The 16,195-nt window shown below is 69.7% G+C and carries 16 protein-coding genes; 5 read left to right on the top strand and 11 right to left on the bottom strand.

The window, feature by feature from the left end; all coding sequences use genetic code 11:
• Positions 1 to 83: 83 nt before the first annotated feature.
• The 6 genes from AB0C16_RS36690 to AB0C16_RS36665 all read right to left on the bottom strand — a co-directional run bounded on the left by AB0C16_RS36690 (position 84) and on the right by AB0C16_RS36665 (position 6,273).
• Complete coding sequence (locus tag AB0C16_RS36690; RefSeq protein WP_357690151.1) at positions 84 to 2,411, bottom strand: bifunctional polysaccharide deacetylase/glycosyltransferase family 2 protein; 2,328 nt, start codon at positions 2,409 to 2,411, stop codon at positions 84 to 86.
• On the bottom strand, positions 2,408 to 2,920 hold the full coding sequence (locus tag AB0C16_RS36685; protein ID WP_357690149.1) for a hypothetical protein: 513 nt from the start codon (positions 2,918 to 2,920) through the stop codon (positions 2,408 to 2,410). The genes AB0C16_RS36690 and AB0C16_RS36685 overlap by 4 nt, the downstream gene beginning before the upstream one ends.
• Before the next feature lie 146 nt (positions 2,921 to 3,066).
• Positions 3,067 to 4,455 (bottom strand): helix-turn-helix transcriptional regulator, encoded by a 1,389-nt coding sequence (locus tag AB0C16_RS36680; RefSeq protein ID WP_357690250.1) that lies wholly within the window; start codon positions 4,453 to 4,455, stop codon positions 3,067 to 3,069.
• A 273-nt stretch (positions 4,456 to 4,728) separates the two neighbouring features.
• Positions 4,729 to 5,523: a polyphosphate kinase 2 gene (gene ppk2 / locus AB0C16_RS36675; RefSeq protein ID WP_357690147.1), complete on the bottom strand. Its 795-nt coding sequence runs from the start codon at positions 5,521 to 5,523 to the stop codon at positions 4,729 to 4,731.
• 64 nt (positions 5,524 to 5,587) lie between these two features.
• A complete protein-coding gene (locus AB0C16_RS36670) occupies positions 5,588 to 6,010 on the bottom strand; it encodes a nuclear transport factor 2 family protein (protein WP_357690145.1) in 423 nt (140 codons plus the stop codon).
• 119 nt (positions 6,011 to 6,129) lie between these two features.
• Positions 6,130 to 6,273, bottom strand: coding sequence for a hypothetical protein (locus tag AB0C16_RS36665; protein ID WP_357690143.1), 144 nt, complete (start codon positions 6,271 to 6,273; stop codon positions 6,130 to 6,132).
• Positions 6,274 to 6,316: 43 nt separating this feature from the next.
• Between AB0C16_RS36665 and AB0C16_RS36660 the strand changes: the two genes are divergently transcribed.
• Positions 6,317 to 6,949 (top strand): carboxymuconolactone decarboxylase family protein, encoded by a 633-nt coding sequence (locus AB0C16_RS36660; protein WP_357690141.1) that lies wholly within the window; start codon positions 6,317 to 6,319, stop codon positions 6,947 to 6,949.
• On the top strand, positions 6,927 to 7,892 hold the full coding sequence (locus tag AB0C16_RS36655; protein ID WP_357690139.1) for a hypothetical protein: 966 nt from the start codon (positions 6,927 to 6,929) through the stop codon (positions 7,890 to 7,892). Before AB0C16_RS36660 ends, AB0C16_RS36655 begins: the two co-directional genes overlap by 23 nt.
• Before the next feature lie 7 nt (positions 7,893 to 7,899).
• Here AB0C16_RS36655 and AB0C16_RS36650 read toward each other — a convergent pair whose 3' ends face one another.
• Positions 7,900 to 8,466 (bottom strand): YetF domain-containing protein, encoded by a 567-nt coding sequence (locus tag AB0C16_RS36650; RefSeq protein WP_357690137.1) that lies wholly within the window; start codon positions 8,464 to 8,466, stop codon positions 7,900 to 7,902.
• 62 nt (positions 8,467 to 8,528) lie between these two features.
• On the bottom strand, positions 8,529 to 9,179 hold the full coding sequence (locus tag AB0C16_RS36645; protein ID WP_357690135.1) for an alpha/beta family hydrolase: 651 nt from the start codon (positions 9,177 to 9,179) through the stop codon (positions 8,529 to 8,531).
• Positions 9,180 to 9,308: 129 nt separating this feature from the next.
• Between AB0C16_RS36645 and AB0C16_RS36640 the strand changes: the two genes are divergently transcribed.
• Positions 9,309 to 9,749 (top strand): MarR family transcriptional regulator, encoded by a 441-nt coding sequence (locus AB0C16_RS36640; RefSeq protein ID WP_357690133.1) that lies wholly within the window; start codon positions 9,309 to 9,311, stop codon positions 9,747 to 9,749.
• Positions 9,750 to 9,922: 173 nt separating this feature from the next.
• Complete coding sequence (locus AB0C16_RS36635; RefSeq protein ID WP_357690131.1) at positions 9,923 to 11,104, top strand: helix-turn-helix domain-containing protein; 1,182 nt, start codon at positions 9,923 to 9,925, stop codon at positions 11,102 to 11,104.
• A gap of 34 nt (positions 11,105 to 11,138) precedes the next feature.
• Here AB0C16_RS36635 and AB0C16_RS36630 read toward each other — a convergent pair whose 3' ends face one another.
• The 3 genes from AB0C16_RS36630 to AB0C16_RS36620 form a co-directional block, all read right to left on the bottom strand.
• A complete protein-coding gene (locus AB0C16_RS36630) occupies positions 11,139 to 11,984 on the bottom strand; it encodes an SGNH/GDSL hydrolase family protein (RefSeq protein ID WP_357690129.1) in 846 nt (281 codons plus the stop codon).
• Positions 11,985 to 11,993: 9 nt separating this feature from the next.
• Positions 11,994 to 13,103 carry an alkaline phosphatase PhoX gene (locus tag AB0C16_RS36625; RefSeq protein ID WP_357690127.1) on the bottom strand — a complete coding sequence of 370 codons (1,110 nt, stop codon included), beginning with the start codon at positions 13,101 to 13,103 and terminating at the stop codon, positions 11,994 to 11,996.
• Between the two features lie 240 nt (positions 13,104 to 13,343).
• On the bottom strand, positions 13,344 to 15,215 hold the full coding sequence (locus AB0C16_RS36620; protein ID WP_357690125.1) for an ABC transporter ATP-binding protein: 1,872 nt from the start codon (positions 15,213 to 15,215) through the stop codon (positions 13,344 to 13,346).
• A 410-nt stretch (positions 15,216 to 15,625) separates the two neighbouring features.
• Between AB0C16_RS36620 and AB0C16_RS36615 the strand changes: the two genes are divergently transcribed.
• Positions 15,626 to 16,093, top strand: coding sequence for a ferritin-like domain-containing protein (locus tag AB0C16_RS36615; RefSeq protein ID WP_357690123.1), 468 nt, complete (start codon positions 15,626 to 15,628; stop codon positions 16,091 to 16,093).
• The last annotated feature ends 102 nt before the right edge of the window (positions 16,094 to 16,195 follow it).

Genomic DNA, 16,195 nt, shown 5'->3' with positions numbered 1-16,195 from the left:
GGCTCGGCGGTCTAGAACTCAGCGCCGTTCAGTTAGGGCGGGGTCGGAGGTGTCATGGGCTGCTCGTGAGCATGTGGCGCCGGTCACCGGGCCGGCTCGGGAGTACGCCGGTGTTCTCGCGCCGGCTCGCCCCGCTGGTCAGGCCCGCCGAACGTGCCCTCCCGGCGTACGGTGTGCCAGCGCAGCCGTACTCCCAGCACCGCGGTCGCCACCGACTGGATCACCACGAGGTACATGAGCTGACGGTAGACGAACTGCTGCAGCGGCAGCACCCACAGCGCCGAGACGCGCTCACCGTCCAGGCGCAGCGCGTACCAGCCGGTCAACGCCTGTGCCGCGACGAACCCGGCCCAAACCGCCACGACGGGCAGCGGGTCACCCAGGGCCGTACTGTAGATCGCCATGAGGTCGACGACGGGCGCCAGGAGTGGCAGCAGCACCTGGAAGAGCGTCAGGTAGCCGAGGCAGCGGCGGCCGAACGGGCCCCGCTCGAGCACCGCGCGCCGATGCTTCCACATCGCCTGCAGCGTGCCGTAACACCAGCGGTAGCGCTGCTTCCACAGCTGGCCGAGCGAGGTCGGCGCCTCGGTCCAGGCCAGTGCCTTCTCCTCGTAGACCACGCGCCATCCGGCCCGGCACAGCGCCATCGTGAGATCGGTGTCCTCGGCCAGCGTGTCGACGCTGACGCCGCCCAGCGCCACCAGCGCCGAACGCCGGAACGCCCCGATCGCGCCGGGCACGGTCGCCATGCAGTCGAGCAACTCGAAGGCGCGCCGGTCGAGGTTGAACCCGATGACGTACTCCATGTGCTGCCAGCGCCCGATCATGCCGCGCCGGTTGCCGACCTTGGTGTTCCCGCTGACCGCCCCGACCGAGGGGTCGGCGAGCTGGCGGATCAGCTGGCCGATCGTGACAGGCTCGAAGACGGTGTCGCCGTCCACCATGACGAGCAGTTCGTGCCTGGCCTGCGCGATGCCGGTGTTGAGCGCGGCCGGCTTGCCACCGTTGCGCTGACGGATCACCCGTACGTTGGCGAACCCCAGCGCCGCGGCCAGCTCGGCGGTCCTGTCGGTTGAGCCGTCGTCGACGACCAGGACCTCGAGCTCGCCCGGATAGGTGGTGTCGACCAGCGAGCGCACCGTCGCCTGGATCCCGGCCTCCTCGTTGTACGCGGGCACGATCACGGTCACCGGCGGGGGCTCGGGCCAGGCGGGCGCGCGCCCCTTTCGCCGCTTTCCACCCCTGGTACGGCGGGCATGCAGCCACGCGAGCACGGCGAAGAAGACGAGCCGGGCCAGAGTGAGCGCCCCTGCGGCGAACAGCACCCACGACAGCACGTCGGTGAACAGCCCCGAGGCGCGCTGGGCCACGTTCAGCGTGGAGCCGACGAACTGGTCCAGCTCGTCGGACTGACGATGCGCCGACGGCATACCGAGCGCCTTGGTCACCGTGACCGCCCGGTAGCCCCTGTCCGCGACCTCCTTCAGGACGAGATCGACGGCCTCGACGGTCTGCCTCCTGTCGCCGCCCGAGTCGTGCATCATGACGATCGCACCACGACCCTTGTCCGGCAGCGACGACGTCACGATCTTCCGCGTACCGGGGTTGCCCCAGTCCTTGGTGTCGAGGTCCGTCAGCGTGATGAGGTACCCCTCGGCCGCCAGCGCCTTCATGCTCTCCCACTCCGGGCCGGTGATCGCGGCGGGGGTGGAGGAGTAGGGCGGCCGGGCCAGCGTCGTGTGCAGTCCTGTCGCTCCGGCCAACGCCTTCTGCGTCAGCGACAACTCCAGCCTGAGCCGCCAGCCGGGAACCGCCGCCAACTCGGCGTGCGCATAGGTGTGGTTGCCCAGCTCGTGACCTTCGTTGACGATCCGCCGCGCCAGCTCGGGGTACTTCGCGACCTTGGAGCCGACGGTGAAGAACGTCGCCGTGGCGCCGTGCTTCCTCAGCGCGTCGAGCACCTGTGGGGTCCAGGCGGGGTCCGGGCCGTCGTCGAAGGTCAGGGCGACCGTGCGGCCCGGCAGGCGAGCGCTGGCGGGTTCGTTTCCGGTGAGGTTGAGGACGGGACCGCCTGCCCGTACCTTCTCCAGCTCGGGCGAAGGGCGGTCGGTGGCGGGCGGAGCCGCGCGCGTCTCGCCGACCACGTTGGTCACGTACCCGTTGAGCACCAGCGCGCAGGCGGCCAGCAGCAAGCCGACGGCCAGCAGGAACCAGTGGCCGCTGGGATCGGCCTGCTTCGCACGAAACCGCTGGACCGGCGGGGCCGGTGGGGCCGGTGGGGCCGGTGGGGGCGCGGAGGCCGGCGGCGTTCTGCTCGTTTCGTCCCTCTGCCGCACCGAACCGGGGTCCTGCCAGGCCGGAACGGGCGGGGGCGGCCAGACCTGCCTGCCCTGGTCGGAGAGGCCGCTCACTGCTTCGGCCCCTTCACCCGGTCCGGGTCGTGTCCCGGCGGCGTCTTGTCCAGGCCGGGCGGCAGGTTGCTGGTCTCCGTGGGCTCAGCCGTGGGCTCAGCGGTGGGCTCGGCGCTCGGCTCGGGCTGTGTGGTCGGCTCGCGGGTCGACGACGGCCGCTGGGACGTGGTCCGCTCGGGCGTCGGCTGCTCCGACGGCGCGGTGGATCTGGTGGTGCTGGGGGTCGGGCGCGTCGGCGTACGTGTCGCCGACGGGGTCGGCCGCTTTGACAGGCTCGTCCGGGGCGTCGCCGAAGGACCGGGCGAGGCCGTACCGTCCACCACGGCCGGGCGATCGCCCGGCCAGCCGTTCACCGAGAGTGTCGTGTCGGAGAACAGGCCGCCGATCACGACCGCGAGCAGCGCGAGGACCAGCACGCTCGAAGCGATCGAGCCGGCCATGAACAGCCGTCTCCGGCGGCCGCTCTGGTCGACGAAGACGGCTGTCTGGTGGTGTTGCTCAGAGGACACGTGGGCATGCTAGTGACCGGTGATAACTTCTGGGGAAATTTGCCGATCTGTCGAGAGCTGGGCGCGGATCTGGGGCGTCTCGAACTTGACCGTCCGGCGCTGGTGAGGGACGTAGACCTGGACCCGTTCGGCAGCCACGTGGACAGCTACATACGAGCTACGTGATGCCGCCACGAGCCGCCAGTGCTCGCAGCCCTGCCGGCACAGGGCCGACCGCATAGAGCATGCTTGCTCGCGATCGAGGGACGGCGGATCTCCTGGGGCGCTGCGCGTTCGGCTACGAGCAGAGCCTGCACGGCTCGGTCACGGTCGCCGAATTGCTCCCATGCACGAGCGGTGTCGATGCAGAACCGCGCATGCCTTTCGGATGTTGGCAGCAGCCGAGGGTTGACGGCGCGGGCATGCTCGAGAGCTGTCCCCGGCTCACCGAGCGCATTGTGTATGCCGATGCGATAAATGCTCACGTTTATCGCGGCAGGTGTGCCTTCCGACTGCGCGTCGTGCGGCACGCGGCCTGCGGTGCGCTGAGCTTCCTCGATCAGGTCGAGAGCGTCATGACGCTTGTTGCCCTGCGCGCACGCGTAGGACGCGGTACACAGCAGTGCGCTGTACGTCGACAACCTCGCCGCGGTGGGAGGCGCGGCTTCGATCTCGAGGTTCAGGGCGGCGCGGGTGAGCACATTCACCGCGCTTTCGTGACGGCCCTGACGCCGCATCGCAATCGCGATCGCACGAGAAGCCCGAGCCACGGCGATGGGCTGCCCTGAAGCCTTCGCAGCCTCAAGCGCCCGGTCAGCCGCCACCCATCCCATGTCATCCTGGTTGATCTTCACCGCCAGCTCTGACATGAGCAGATAGGAATCAGCCAGGCGAACAAGCGCATCCTCCCGGGCTCGACTCCCGTTGCTCTCCACAGCAGCGGCCTTGGCGGCGGAAACAAGGCTCGGCAGGCTCGCGGAGACCTCGTTATATTGACAGGCCGCGAATCTCCTCTGCGCGGTGGCCAGAGCACGGGCTAGCTCGAATCCCGAAACCTCAGCCTCGTGCACGTCCGAAGTCAGAAGTCTCTCCAGCCTGCGAACCATTGTGGTCGCGTCGGCCGGCTCGCCCTGCCCGGCAATCAGGGCAGCTCCTGTTAGACCGGTAACCCCGAGGAGAAACTGGCGTCTCTGCACAGACTCGTCCTCCCCCGCTTGGTCGCGCTCAACCATAGCGGCCGACTTCGCGGCAATGAGAGAAACACTCCTGCCTTCGGCCACCCCAAGGCCCGGTTCGAGAGGTGACAGGCCGAGCCACGCGGGTGGAATCCGAAGCTCCCGGACCAGAATCCGCAGCGTACCGATGTCGTGAAGCAGTTGCTGCCCGGTTTCGAAGCGAGAGATCGTCGCAGCGGAATATCCGGTACGCGCTCCAAGCTGCTCCTGCGTGAGCCCCAGACGCCGTCGCGCCAATCTCACCACGGCCCCATACTCCTGGGAAGCAACAGCGGCGAGCATCTGCGGTGACGTCTCCGCCGTGTGCCGTGTTTCCGCCATGGCCACCTAGCTGGGGTCCGGGGAATTTATCGGGGGGCTTTTCCTGGCAGTACGCATGATTCCCCTCATCGCCATTTAAGCGACAAAGCTCTTTCTTTGTGACCTGAATCACGTATAGGCCGCATCGACGACTACCCTGAAACGGCGATGCGGTCTATGCGCGTTCTGCATGGCGACTGCCGCGTGCCGGTGTAAATGAACGTCGGTTCCACATTCGATCCGCCTCGCGGCGGGCATGAAACATCCGTAATGGGAGTGAACGGGCGGCCTGCGTCACAGCCCGGCCGTCACGTCCGGGACGAAGGTGTCGAGCCTTCTCGGCGGGCGCCGGTAGCCGGTGCTGGGCGGGCGCTCGGGGATCTCCAGCGAAGGCCGTTCGACCTCTTCGTACGGGATCGTCGACAGCAGGTGGGTGATCATATTGATCCTGGCCCGGCGCTTGTCCTCGCTCTCCACGTCGTACCAGGGCGCCTCGGGGATGTGGGTGTGGATCAGCATCTCGTCCTTGGCCCGGGAGTAGTCCTCCCAGCGGGTGATCGACTCCAGGTCCATCTGCGACAGCTTCCAGTGGCGCATCGGGTCGTCCAGCCTGGCGCGGAAGCGGCGTTCCTGCTCGGCGTCGCTCACCGAGAACCAGTACTTCCGCAGCAGGATCCCGTCCTCCACCAGCAGCCGCTCGAAGATCGGGCACTGGTGCAGGAACCTGACGTATTCCTCCTGCGTGCAGAATTCCATGACCCGCTCGACGCCCGCCCGGTTGTACCAGCTCCGGTCGAACAGCACGATGTTGCCGGCGGCCGGCAGGTGCTCCACGTACCGCTGGAAGTACCACTGCGTCCGCTCCCGCTCGGTCGGCGCGGGCAGGGCGACGATCTGGGTGATCCGGGGGTTGAGGTATTCGGCGACCCGCTTGATCGTGCCGCCCTTGCCGGCGGCGTCGCGGCCCTCGAAGATCACGACCAGCCGCCGCCCCTCGGCGCGCACCCACTCCTGCACTTTGACCAGCTCCGCCTGCAGGCGAAGCAGCTCTTTCTCGTACGGTTTGCGGCCCATCCTCTTGACGGCCATGCCGATCCTCCCCGGGCGCCTCGACGGCTGGTGAGGACCAGGATGCGTGGTGATCGGCCCGCCGTCACGCGGGCGCGGCGAAGGCCTGGGCGACGGCGAGGCTGTCCTCGTAGATGTGGTGCCGGGTGACGAGGCCGTCCTCGACCGTGAGGTGCAGGGCGAACCTGGACCGGTAGGCGCGTCCGGTGGAGCGGGCGGTCTGGCGGATCTCGCCGAGGACGACCGCGTCGTCGCCGTCCACGAGGACGCGTTCGATCACGGTGCCCGCCTCTTCGGGCACGTGGTGCTCGGCGATCTGCCGGAAGTGGGCGCCGGCGTCGGCGCGGGTGGCGCGGTGCCGGATCCACGGTGTGGCGGCGCGCCCGTGCTCGGCTTCCGGCCAGTCCAGTTTCCAGTCGCTGTGCTCGGCGTACATCTCGGCGATGCGCGCGGAGTCGCCGTCGCCGATCCGACGCAGCAGTTCTTCGACGACCTGGCGGGTGGACATGGGGTGTACCTCCTGATCGGAAACCTGCGGCGGGATCACATCCTTCCCGATACGCCCCACACGGCGCGATAACCTCACAGGTAACGAATCTCATGACAGACAATCGCATACGTGGGCTCTCAGGGACATTTCGCACCTCGGCCACGCACGGGAGACGGCGGCCGATCCACGCCGGTCACCTGGGTGACGGTCAGGGCCACTGCGGCGGTCGCGGCGACGGCGACGGCGTCCGCGTCCGGGTTCCAGTCGCCTGCTAACTTCATGGTCTGTACGGCAAATGTTTGCTTTGTGCGCTGGAGAGGCCACATGCACGGACGCATCCCCTGGTACGCCCACACGACCCTGACTCCGGAGCAGCGCGCGGTCTATGACGAGATCGTGGCCGGACCACGCGCCGGCGGGCCCTTCCGGCTGACCGACCCGGCCGGGCGGCTCGAAGGGCCGTTCAACGCGATGCTCACCGCCCCGGGCGTCGGCGGCCCCCTCCAGCGGCTCGGCGCCGCCATCAGGTACGCCACCTCCCTGCCGGACCGCTCGCGGGAGATCGCCATCCTCGAGGTCTCCGCGGTGCGCCGCTGCGACTTCGAGTGGTACGCGCACGAACGGGTCGGCCGCGGCGTCGGGCTCACCGAGGAAGAGCTGGCCGCCCTCTCCACAGGGGCCGACGCCGTCACCTTCGACGAGGCCGAGCGCACCCTCCGGGCGGTCTGCCGGGCGCTTCTCACCGACCGCTCCCTCGACGACGCCCTCTACGCCCGCGCCGTGACCGACCTCGGCGAGCCCATGCTGTACGAGCTCGTCATCCTCGTCGGCTACTACGACACCCTCGTCCTGTCGCTCAGCGCCTTCCGCACTCCCCTCCCGGCCGGTGAGCCCCCGGTCTTCGACCGTCCCGCGCCCGAGCGGGAACCCGAAGGTGACCAGCGAACCGGACTTTAGCCACAAGGCCACCGCTCTCCGGATCGACCGGCTCCATCTCGGGCTCACCCAGCAGAACGGCATCACCCCGGTGATCCTCGCGCCGGCCGCTTCCGTCCACACCCGTGTGAACTCCTGGCCGCCTCGTGGAGTCTCACTCGTGGAGAACATCACGAAACGGGGATCCGCCATGTTGCGCCAGCTCGCCGCCGCCACCGCACTCGCGGTCGGCGTCACCGCCCTGACCACCCTGCCCGCCATCGCCGCTCCCTCTTCCCCCAGCCCGGCTTCCCCCGCCGCCGCCACGACGGAGGTCCTGTACGGCTACGCCTGGGCCGACGGCAGGAACGCCCTGCGGATCACGCCGGCGAAGGCGACCATGGTCAAGGAGTACGGGATCCGGCGTTACCGGCTCACGCCCATCCCGGGCGCGAAGGAGCGGCGGGTCGTCTACTCCGGCGCCAGGTTCCGCAGGATCACCGCCGCCTGCGATCTGAAGGAGACCGAGGGCGTCGTCCGGCTCGACCGCAAGGGCCTGGGCACGACCAGGTGCGACGCCGCCGACCTCGCCTTCGTGCTGAAGCTCGGGCCGGCGCCGGTGCGGATCTCGCTGGGCGCGACGACGGTGGTCCACGAGTTCCTCCCGACGCCCAGGAAGCCGCGCGCCGCCTACGGCACGATCAAGCGCGTGAACGACACCACGGTGATCTTCACGAAGGGCCGGACCTCGACGCGGCTCCACTACACCCTGGCCGACTTCCACCGGGTCACCAGGAAGTGCGGCGACCGCTGGCTGGCCAATCACACCGACGCCGACCGCGACGGGCTCGGCACCCGGGCGTGCGACACGGCGTCCTTCACCCGGGCGCTGAAGCGGGCCGAGTATCCGGTCCTGGCCAAGGTCGCGTACGACCCGGTCAGCAGGCAGTTGCTGGAGGCCTGGGAGATCTTCGGCGACGCCTAGACCCCCGTCACGGGTCACTCCGGGCGGCGAGCAACCTCTCGATCCGGTCCAGCCGGGCGTTGAGCGCGGTGATGTCCTCTTTGGTGGCGCCCTCCTCCTCGGGACGCAACTCGACCAGCAGCGAGCCGCCCGGCTCCAGCGTCACCCGCGAGATGTCCGCGACGCGGTCGCCGCCCTGCCGCTTGATCGCCACGTCGAGGTCGGCGAGCCGCAGGCCCAGCCGCCTGACCGTCTCGATGTCGTAGGCGCCGTCATGGGCGATCACGGCCGGCCTGCCCTCCAGCAGGCCGGCCAGCCGGCCCCACCGGGCCGCGGCGTGCACCACCGCGGCGTTGGCCACGAGCAGCACGAACGCGCCGAAGACCGCCCCGCCGACCGAGTTGTCGGGGCCGATGATCGCGTTCTGCACGACGTTGGACAGCAGCAGCATGACCACCAGGTCGAAGGTGTTGAGCTGCGCGATGTCCCGTTTCCCGACCAGCCGCAGCAGGACCACGAGGCTGAGGTACACCAGCACGGTGCGGATGGCCTTCTCAGTCAGGGGGATGCCGCTGATCAGCAGTTCGTTCCACATCGCCGGATTCCTTCCCGGTCCATCTGACCACACCGGCGGCGCCCTGGCCGAACTTCGCGGGCTCAGGGGGACGGCGGGAGATAGGTGACGAACCAGTCGGCGGCCAGGTCGGCGACCTGGTCGAGCGTGCCGGGCTCCTCGAACAGGTGCGTGGCGCCGGGCACGATCTCGAGCCGGGTCGCGCCGGGCATCCGGCGCTGGGCCTGGAGGTTGAGGTCGATGACGATCGGGTCGTCTCCGCCGACGATGAGCAGGGTGGGGCACTCGATCCGGACGAGGGAGTCTCCGGCCAGGTCGGGCCGCCCGCCCCTGGAGACGACGGCGCGCACGGTGTCGGGACGGTGCGCGGCGGCCACGAGCGCGGCGGCGGCGCCGGTGCTGGCGCCGAAGAGGCCGATGCCGAGGCCGGCGAGGCGGGGATCGGCCATGGCCCAGTTGGTCAGGCAGGTCATCCGGCCGGCGAGCAGGTCGATGTCGAAGCGGAATTCGCCGGTCAGGGAGTCGCGCCGGTCCTCCGCCACGGTGAGCAGGTCGGCGAGGACCGTGGCCAGACCGGCGTCCTGGAGGCGCGCGGCGACGTGGCGGTTGCGCGGGCTGTGGCGGCTGCTGCCGCTCCCGTGGGCGAAGAGCACCACCCCCTTGGGCTCGGCGGGCACGGCCAGATCGGCCTCCAGGACAGCGTCGGCCACGTGCACCCGTACGCTCTCTTCCACCCTGCCCACCTCGCTGTCAGCCCTGTGACCTGCTGTGACTTTCTCAGCGTACGCCTCACGACCTATTCACTATATTTAGTACATGCTAAATTCGGCGATTCTGGCGTTTCTCCGTACGGGGCTCGAATCATGACCGAAACGGACAGCTTCGTGACCGCCGTGGGCGACCTCCTCGCGTCGTGGAACCTGCCGCACGCGACCGGCCGCACGTACGGGCTGCTGCTCGTCACGGACGAGCCCCTCTCGCTGGACGCCATCGGCGACGAGTTGCGCCTCAGCAAGGGCGCGGTCAGCACCGCCGTGCGCCAGCTCGTGTCGTGGGGCCTGGCCCGCACCATCCCGCGGCCCGGCAGCCGGCGCCTGGTCGTGGAGGCCGCCGGCGGGATCGAGTCGCTCCTGGAGGCCGGCCACGCCCGGGCCCGCACCCTCATCGGCACCCTGCGACAGGGCCGCGAGCTGGCCCAAACTCCGGCGACGCGCGAACGGCTGGACAGCGTCGTCGGCCTGTTCGAGAGCTACGTCGCCGTCGGTGAGGACATGCTCGCGCGGCACCGCGAGTCACGCCCCTGAGGGCGCGATCAGTCCCACATCCGGGTGGACAGGACGAGGGGGTAGCCATCGGTGCCGCTTGCCGGACATATCGGGCTTTTGGCCTTCGTCCCGGTCTTACCTGGGTCGTGACGGGGAGTCGTGGTTCTGCCTTACTGGATGGGCGTAGGTCTCACGACTACTCGGGAGCGACGATGGCCGAACCGCTCACCCTGGCCGGGCGGGCCGTACACGAACTCCTGGACAGGAGGGCGGTGCGCCTGGCCCGCGAGCTCGTCCGCGAGTTCGTCGAGGAGATCCCCGTCTACCGGCAACTGCCCGCGGAGGAGATCGCGGGCGACATCGAGCGGATCACCGTGCACAACCTGAGGCTGGTGGCCAGGATGTTCCGCGACCGCAGGGCGCCCACCTCGGCGGAGCTGGAGCCGCTGCGGACGTCGGCGGCGCGCAGGGCGCAGGAGGGCGTGCCGATCGAGGCGATCCTGGCCGCCTACCACCTGGGGGCGGCCAGGATCTGGGACCACGTGTTCGCCGGCGCCCGCGAGGAGGACCTGCCCGACGCGCTGGACGCCGGCCGGCTGATGCTGCGTTACATCGAGTCCGTGACGGCCGCGGTGTGCGGCGCCTACCAGAGCGAACGCGAGAGCCTGGTCAGCCAGGACCAGCACGCCCGGCACGCGGCCGTCTCGGCGCTGCTCAGCGGCGAGCCCCTGGCCACGGCGGGGATCCGGTTCGCCGCCCGCTACCTGGTGCTGAACGTGACGTTCGGCTTCCACCCCGACGAGCGGTCGTCCTCGGTGGCGGGGCGGCGCAAGCTGCGCAGGATCGGCGACTCGTTGCAGAAGTTCGCCGCCGAGCCCGTGCTGTCACTGCTGGACCCCGGCGGCGGGCTGATCCTCGTGCCCGACCTCGACTGGTGCACGGCCGAGGCGCTGGTGGCCGGGATGGGCGACGCGGCCGGGGTGGAGGTGCGGGCCGCGGGCGAGGTGGCCGCCCCGGAGGGGGTGGCGGCCGCCGCCCGGCTGACCCAGGAGATCCTCGACCTCGTCCAGCTCTTCCAGCACCCGCCGGGGCTGTACCGGCTGGCCGACGTACTGCTGGAGTATCAGCTGACCCGGCCGAGCCAGGCGACGGAGGGCCTGGCCGGGCTGCTCGACCCGCTGACCGGCAACCCCGACCTGCTGCGGACGCTCACCGTCTACCTGGAGACCGGGCTCGACCGCAGGCGCACGGCCGAACTCCTGCACGTCCACCCCAACACGGTCGACTACCGGCTCCGCCGGGCCGTGAGCCTCACCGGGCTGGACCCGGTCGACCCGGCGGACCTGCAGTCCATCGGCGCGGCGCTGACCGCGCGCCGCGCCAGAGGACGGTGAGCTCCTCCGCGCTCCTGAACGCTCCTACACGCTCCTAGACGGCCGCGCGCACGGCCTGGGTGACGATGGCCGCGAAGTTGCGCATGCCGAGCGCGTTGGGATGGAACGGAGTCGCCGCGGTCGTGGGGATGTACGGCTCGATCCAGCGGACGCCGGACGACTTGCACGGGTCGTGGCCCTCGCTGGGCGTCTGCAGGTCGATGAAGCCCACGCCCTGGGCGGCGGCCTGCTGGGCGAGCGCGAGGTTGAAGTAGGCGATGGTGGCGCGGATGTAGTTGGCGTCGGCCCTGAACACCGGCACCCTCGGCCAGCAGCCGTCGACCGGCGCGTAGGTGGCGTAGCCGACCACGAACACCCTGGCCTGCGGGGCGCGCTGGCGGATGTCGCGGATCAGCTGGTCCAGCTTCGGCCGGAGCGCGTCGGTGGCGTCGCGCCAGGAGTCGCGCCCGTTCTGCTGGTAGTCGTCGTTGCAGGGGTCGCCGGGCAGCAGCAGGTTGAGACAGTCCTCGATGAAGCCGGTCAGGCCGACGTCGTTGGCGCCGATCTGCACGGTCACCAGCGTAGTGCTCGACGACAGCGCGTTGAGCTGGGGCGGCATCGAGCCGAGGTCGGTCTCCTGCGACTGGTACATGTCCTTGGTCTTGGCCCCCGAGCAGGTGACGTCCTTCAGGGAGCCGCCGAGGTTCTGCGAGGTCAGGTGGGCGTAGTTGTGGTCGGAGCGGAAGCAGCCCAGCTCGGGCAGGATCTGGTTGGGGATGAGCGGCCCGGCGGCGGCCGAGTCGCCGAGCGCGACGTACGACTCGGCGGCGGCGTGCGCCATGGGCGTGAGGCCGAGGGGAAGCAGGAGGGCGGTGGCGAGGAGGACTAATCGGCGGAACATGGTGACTCCCTAACGTCGGAAGGGGCCGGTGACTTCGTAGGTGACGCCGCCCGTGCCCGCCGTCTCGCCGCTGGTGCCGCGCTGCGAGGAGAAGTACAGGCGGGAGCCGTCAGGGGAGAACGCGGGACCGGTGATCTCGGAGCTGCCGTGACCGTCGAGCCGCATGACCGGCGCGACGATCCGATCCGGAGTGATGATGTTGATCTCCATGTTGCCGCCGTCCTCGGCCACGTAGAGGTCGCCCCCGCGGGTGCCGGTGATGTTGTCGACCCCGTCGAGGGTGCCTCCGCCGTCGTAGATCGAGGAGAGCGTGCCGGCGACCGCGTCGTACGCCCACACCTTGCGGTCGCCCTTGGCCGTGAAGTAGCAGACGCCGCCGGCGTAGTGGCAGCCTTCGCCGCCGTCGAAGTGCAGGGCGGAGCTCACCTGGTGCCGGGTCTGCCGCTCGAACACGCCGGGCGACGGGTCGGGGACCTGGCGCCACACGACGCCCTCGCACAGCACGTCGAGCCGGCCGCTCGACAGGTCACCCCAGGTGTTCGGCCGGAACCGGTAGAGGCAGCCGTCGTTCTCGTCCTCGGTGAGGTAGATGACCTGGTGGTCGGCGTCGCAGGCCGCGGCCTCATGCTTGAACCGGCCCATCGCCGAGCGCGCCTGGGCGGAGCGGGCGCCGTACGGGTCGGTCTCGTAGACCCTGCCGCGGAAGATCTCCTCACACGACAGCCAGGTGTTCCAGGGGGTCGCGCCGCCCGCGCAGTTGAGGTTGGTGCCGTCGAGGATCCGGTACGCCCGCTCGATCGAGCCGTCGGCCCGGAACCTCAGCGCCGAGGCCCCGCCGACCAGCGGCACCTCGGAGTTGGACACGTAGATCCAGCCGGTGCCGTTGGCGAAGCAGGCGCCGCCGTCGGGGGCGGGATGCCACAGGATGCCGCCCACCGACCGGCCCGACCGGGCCACGACCCGGCTGGTGAAACCGGCGGGCAGGGCCATGCCGTTGGCGTCGGGCGGGCCGAGCGGTCCGTACGGGCTCGCCCCGGCCCAGGCGGGCGCCGCCGCCTGCCAGAGCGAGCCGGAGAAGGCGGCGGCGGACATGGCGATGAGGAAGGTGCGTCGCTCCATGGGAATCTCCCGTGATCAGTGGAGTTCCCCCACACCATCCGCCGCCGCCTGCCGTCCGTGAATTGGGCGGCGCGGTAAATCGCGGCGGCCATTCTTGTGACCCATCACATAGCCGTCCGGCGGCTGCTGAGAACCGCCCGGGGACACGGGCGGTTCTCAGCCAACCGTTCTCAGCCAACCGTTCTCAGCCGACCGTTCTCAGCCGACCGTTCTCAGCGGACCGTACTCAGACGGCTGTTCTCAGACGGGCACGCCGAGGCGTCTGATCCGGATCCGGTCCACGCGCTTGGCCGGCTCCAGCACGATCGTGCGGGCCTCCGGCGGCACGTGACGCAGGTCGTGTGTGATGAGGATCGTCGTCCGGCCCGCCATGAGCCGGCGCAGCGGAGCCATGACGCGCGCGGCCGTGGCCTCGTCCAGCCCGGTCATCGGCTCGTCGAGAACGAGGACGGGCGCGTCGCGCAGCAGCGCCCTGGCGATGGCGATGCGTTGCCGCTGGCCGCCGGAGACGAGCCGCCCCCGCTGACCGAGCGGCGTCTCGTACCCGCGCGGCAGCGTGGAGACGAAGTCGTGCACCCCGGCCAGCTCCGCCGCCTGGATCACGTCGTCGAGCGAGGCGGCGGGGCGACCGTAGGCGATGTTCTCGCGCACGCTGCCCGAGAACAGCAGGCTCTCCTGGTGCAGGATGGTGACGTTCTCCCGCAGGGAGGCCCGGGTCACCTCCCGGATGTCGACGCCGTCCAGCAGGATGCGTCCCGTGCTCGGGTCGTAGAACCTGAGCAGCAGCTTGGTCAGCGTGGACTTGCCCGCCCCGCTCGGCCCGGTGCAGACGATGAGCTCGCCGGGGTCGGCGGTGAACGACAGGTGGTCCAGGGTCGGCCGCCTGCGGTTCGGATAGGTGAAGCCGACGTCGTCGAACTCGATCCGGCCGCGGCTCCGGGCGACGAGGGGCGCGGCGACGGGACGGTCGGTGACGGTCGGCCGGGCGTCGAGGATCTCCAGGACCCGGTCGGAGCCCGCCGCCGCCTCCGACACGGTGAGCGCGATCTGCCCCAGGCTCTGCACGGCCGGGTAGAGCATCGCCAGGTAGGCGGCGAAGGCGAGCAGGCCGCCCAGAGTGAGGCGGCCCTCGGCGATCTCCCAGGCGCCGAAGCCGAGGACGACGATCAGGCAGACGGTCTCGATGACCTGCACCAGAGGCCCGTACATGCCGGACAGCCAGGCCTGTGACATGTTGGCCCGCAGCCAGCCGTGGCCCTCGCGGTGCAGGCGGCCGGACTCGTTCTCCTCGCGGTTGTAGGCCTGCACCAGCGGCTGGTTGGCCAGGCTCTCCTCGATGACGCTGTTCATCGCGCCGTTGCTGCGGCGTTCGTACGCGGCGGCCGTCCTGAACCGGGCGGCGAAGAGTTTGGAGACCACGAGGAACGCCGGGACCAGCGCCATGGTGATCAGGGCGAGGTCCCACCGGACGAAGAAGGCGGCGCCGGCGAAGAAGACGACGCTGGCGACCGTGGTGACCAGTTTGACCAGTCCGGAGCCCACCAGTTCCTCGATGGCCTCGATGTCGTCGGTGAGCCTGGCCATCAGGTCGCCGAGCCGCCGGTTCTCGAAGTAGTCGGGTGTCAGTGTCTGGACGTGGGCGAACACGCGATCGCGCAGGGACAGCAGGAAGCGTTCGGCGCCGAGGGCCGTCGTGTACGTGCCCCCGAAGGAGGTGAGTCCGGCGACGGCGGCCAGGCCCAGCCACGCGGACGCGGGAGCCCAGAACGCCGCCAGGTTCCTGGTGGTGAGCACCTCGTCGGTGATGTGACCGAACAGGCCGATCGCGGCGACCTCACAGAGTGCGGCCAGGACCGCGAGGACCGCGCCTGCCGCGAACAGCAGGCGCAGACCGCGGGTCCCGGGCCAGAACTCCCGGAAGGTCCGGCGCAGGGTGACCGCCGGCGCGAGCGTCGAACGGTCTCCCCTGCCGGACAGCGAGAACGAGAGCCGGCGGGTGACCCGCCGGCTCTCACGTGTTCTGGCTACCACCACCACCGCCGGCGCCATCCGCAGCCACAGCCGCCTCCGCACCAGCGGCGACGGCGGCAGCAGCCTCCGCGCCTCCACCATCCGGTCTGGAATCCGTTGCGAGCCATCTCTCCTCCTCCAGTGATGAGGATCTTTCCAAAAGGGACGCTAGCACCCATATCGATACAAATCACTACTAATCGGCCCGATTAAATGAGACTTGACCGGCGGCCCCAGGAAGAAAGGCTGGTTGCGTATTAGCGGTAAATGGCCTGTAAACAATCTTCGACGTGGTCCATACGAACGGCACGAAAAACGGCCTTCGGCGCCGCGTTCGTTCTGGATGGCCGCGCGGGCAAGGGATGCCGACTTTGGTTGAACATTAAACACGGCCATTTACCGGCAAGTAGAGGCCCTCGGGAGCGGTCGCGGAGGTTTACCCGAGGCGGGAAGTGACGGCACTTTTGTCGCGCGGAGAGCGTCTTCGCCCGGCGAGTGGGCAGGAGGCCGACATGGCTGAGTTCCTGACCGACATCACGACCATCCGCGAGCGGGCCCGCGCCGAGATCGACAAGGGTCCTATCACCGACGCCTACGGCGCCGACCTGGCACGCGTCATCCAGGTCTGCAACGAGGCCCTGGCCACCGAACTCGTCTGTGTCCTGCGCTACAAGCGGCACTACTACACCGCCTCCGGGATCCAGTCGGAGTCCGTCGCCCAGGAGTTCCTGGAGCACGCCGGCGAGGAGCAGCAACACGCCGACAAGCTGGCCGCCCGGATCGTCCAGCTCGGCGGGGAGCCCGACTTCAATCCCGACACGCTGACCAGCCGGGCCCACTCCCACTACGACGGGAGCCTCGGCCTGATCGACATGATCAAGGAGGACCTGGTCGCCGAGCGCATCGCCGTCGCCAGCTACACCGAGATCATCCAGTGTATCCATTCAGGCTCGTTGTTGATCGTGTCTGGTTTGGGGTAGACGCGCCGGTTTCGCAGTGATTGTGGATGTTGTCAGGCAAGGATCGTAGTTTGAGCTCGTGTCCGACCCCCGGGACCCCAGCCGTGAGGAACTGCTGGCTGC

Origin of the sequence: Nonomuraea sp. NPDC048916 (assembly GCF_040649575.1) — a bacterium.
Lineage (GTDB): Bacteria > Actinomycetota > Actinomycetes > Streptosporangiales > Streptosporangiaceae > Nonomuraea.
Note: the sequence above shows the minus strand (reverse complement) of the source record. Positions and strands in the feature narration are given on the sequence as shown.

What these genes read in the sequence shown, in the direction of transcription:
- AB0C16_RS36650 (WP_357690137.1), bottom strand. Translation starts at nt 8,466, where the DNA reads ATGTGGAACGAACTGCTGATCAGCGGCATCCCCCTGACTGAGAAGGCC.
- ppk2 (WP_357690147.1), bottom strand. Translation starts at nt 5,523, where the DNA reads ATGGCCGTCAAGAGGATGGGCCGCAAACCGTACGAGAAAGAGCTGCTT.
- AB0C16_RS36665 (WP_357690143.1), bottom strand. Translation starts at nt 6,273, where the DNA reads ATGAAGTTAGCAGGCGACTGGAACCCGGACGCGGACGCCGTCGCCGTC.
- AB0C16_RS36640 (WP_357690133.1), top strand. Translation starts at nt 9,309, where the DNA reads ATGACCGAAACGGACAGCTTCGTGACCGCCGTGGGCGACCTCCTCGCG.
- AB0C16_RS36625 (WP_357690127.1), bottom strand. Translation starts at nt 13,103, where the DNA reads ATGGAGCGACGCACCTTCCTCATCGCCATGTCCGCCGCCGCCTTCTCC.
- AB0C16_RS36680 (WP_357690250.1), bottom strand. Translation starts at nt 4,455, where the DNA reads ATGGCGGAAACACGGCACACGGCGGAGACGTCACCGCAGATGCTCGCC.
- AB0C16_RS36630 (WP_357690129.1), bottom strand. Translation starts at nt 11,984, where the DNA reads ATGTTCCGCCGATTAGTCCTCCTCGCCACCGCCCTCCTGCTTCCCCTC.
- AB0C16_RS36620 (WP_357690125.1), bottom strand. Translation starts at nt 15,215, where the DNA reads ATGGTGGAGGCGCGGAGGCTGCTGCCGCCGTCGCCGCTGGTGCGGAGG.
- AB0C16_RS36635 (WP_357690131.1), top strand. Translation starts at nt 9,923, where the DNA reads ATGGCCGAACCGCTCACCCTGGCCGGGCGGGCCGTACACGAACTCCTG.
- AB0C16_RS36660 (WP_357690141.1), top strand. Translation starts at nt 6,317, where the DNA reads ATGCACGGACGCATCCCCTGGTACGCCCACACGACCCTGACTCCGGAG.
- AB0C16_RS36615 (WP_357690123.1), top strand. Translation starts at nt 15,626, where the DNA reads ATGGCTGAGTTCCTGACCGACATCACGACCATCCGCGAGCGGGCCCGC.
- AB0C16_RS36670 (WP_357690145.1), bottom strand. Translation starts at nt 6,010, where the DNA reads ATGTCCACCCGCCAGGTCGTCGAAGAACTGCTGCGTCGGATCGGCGAC.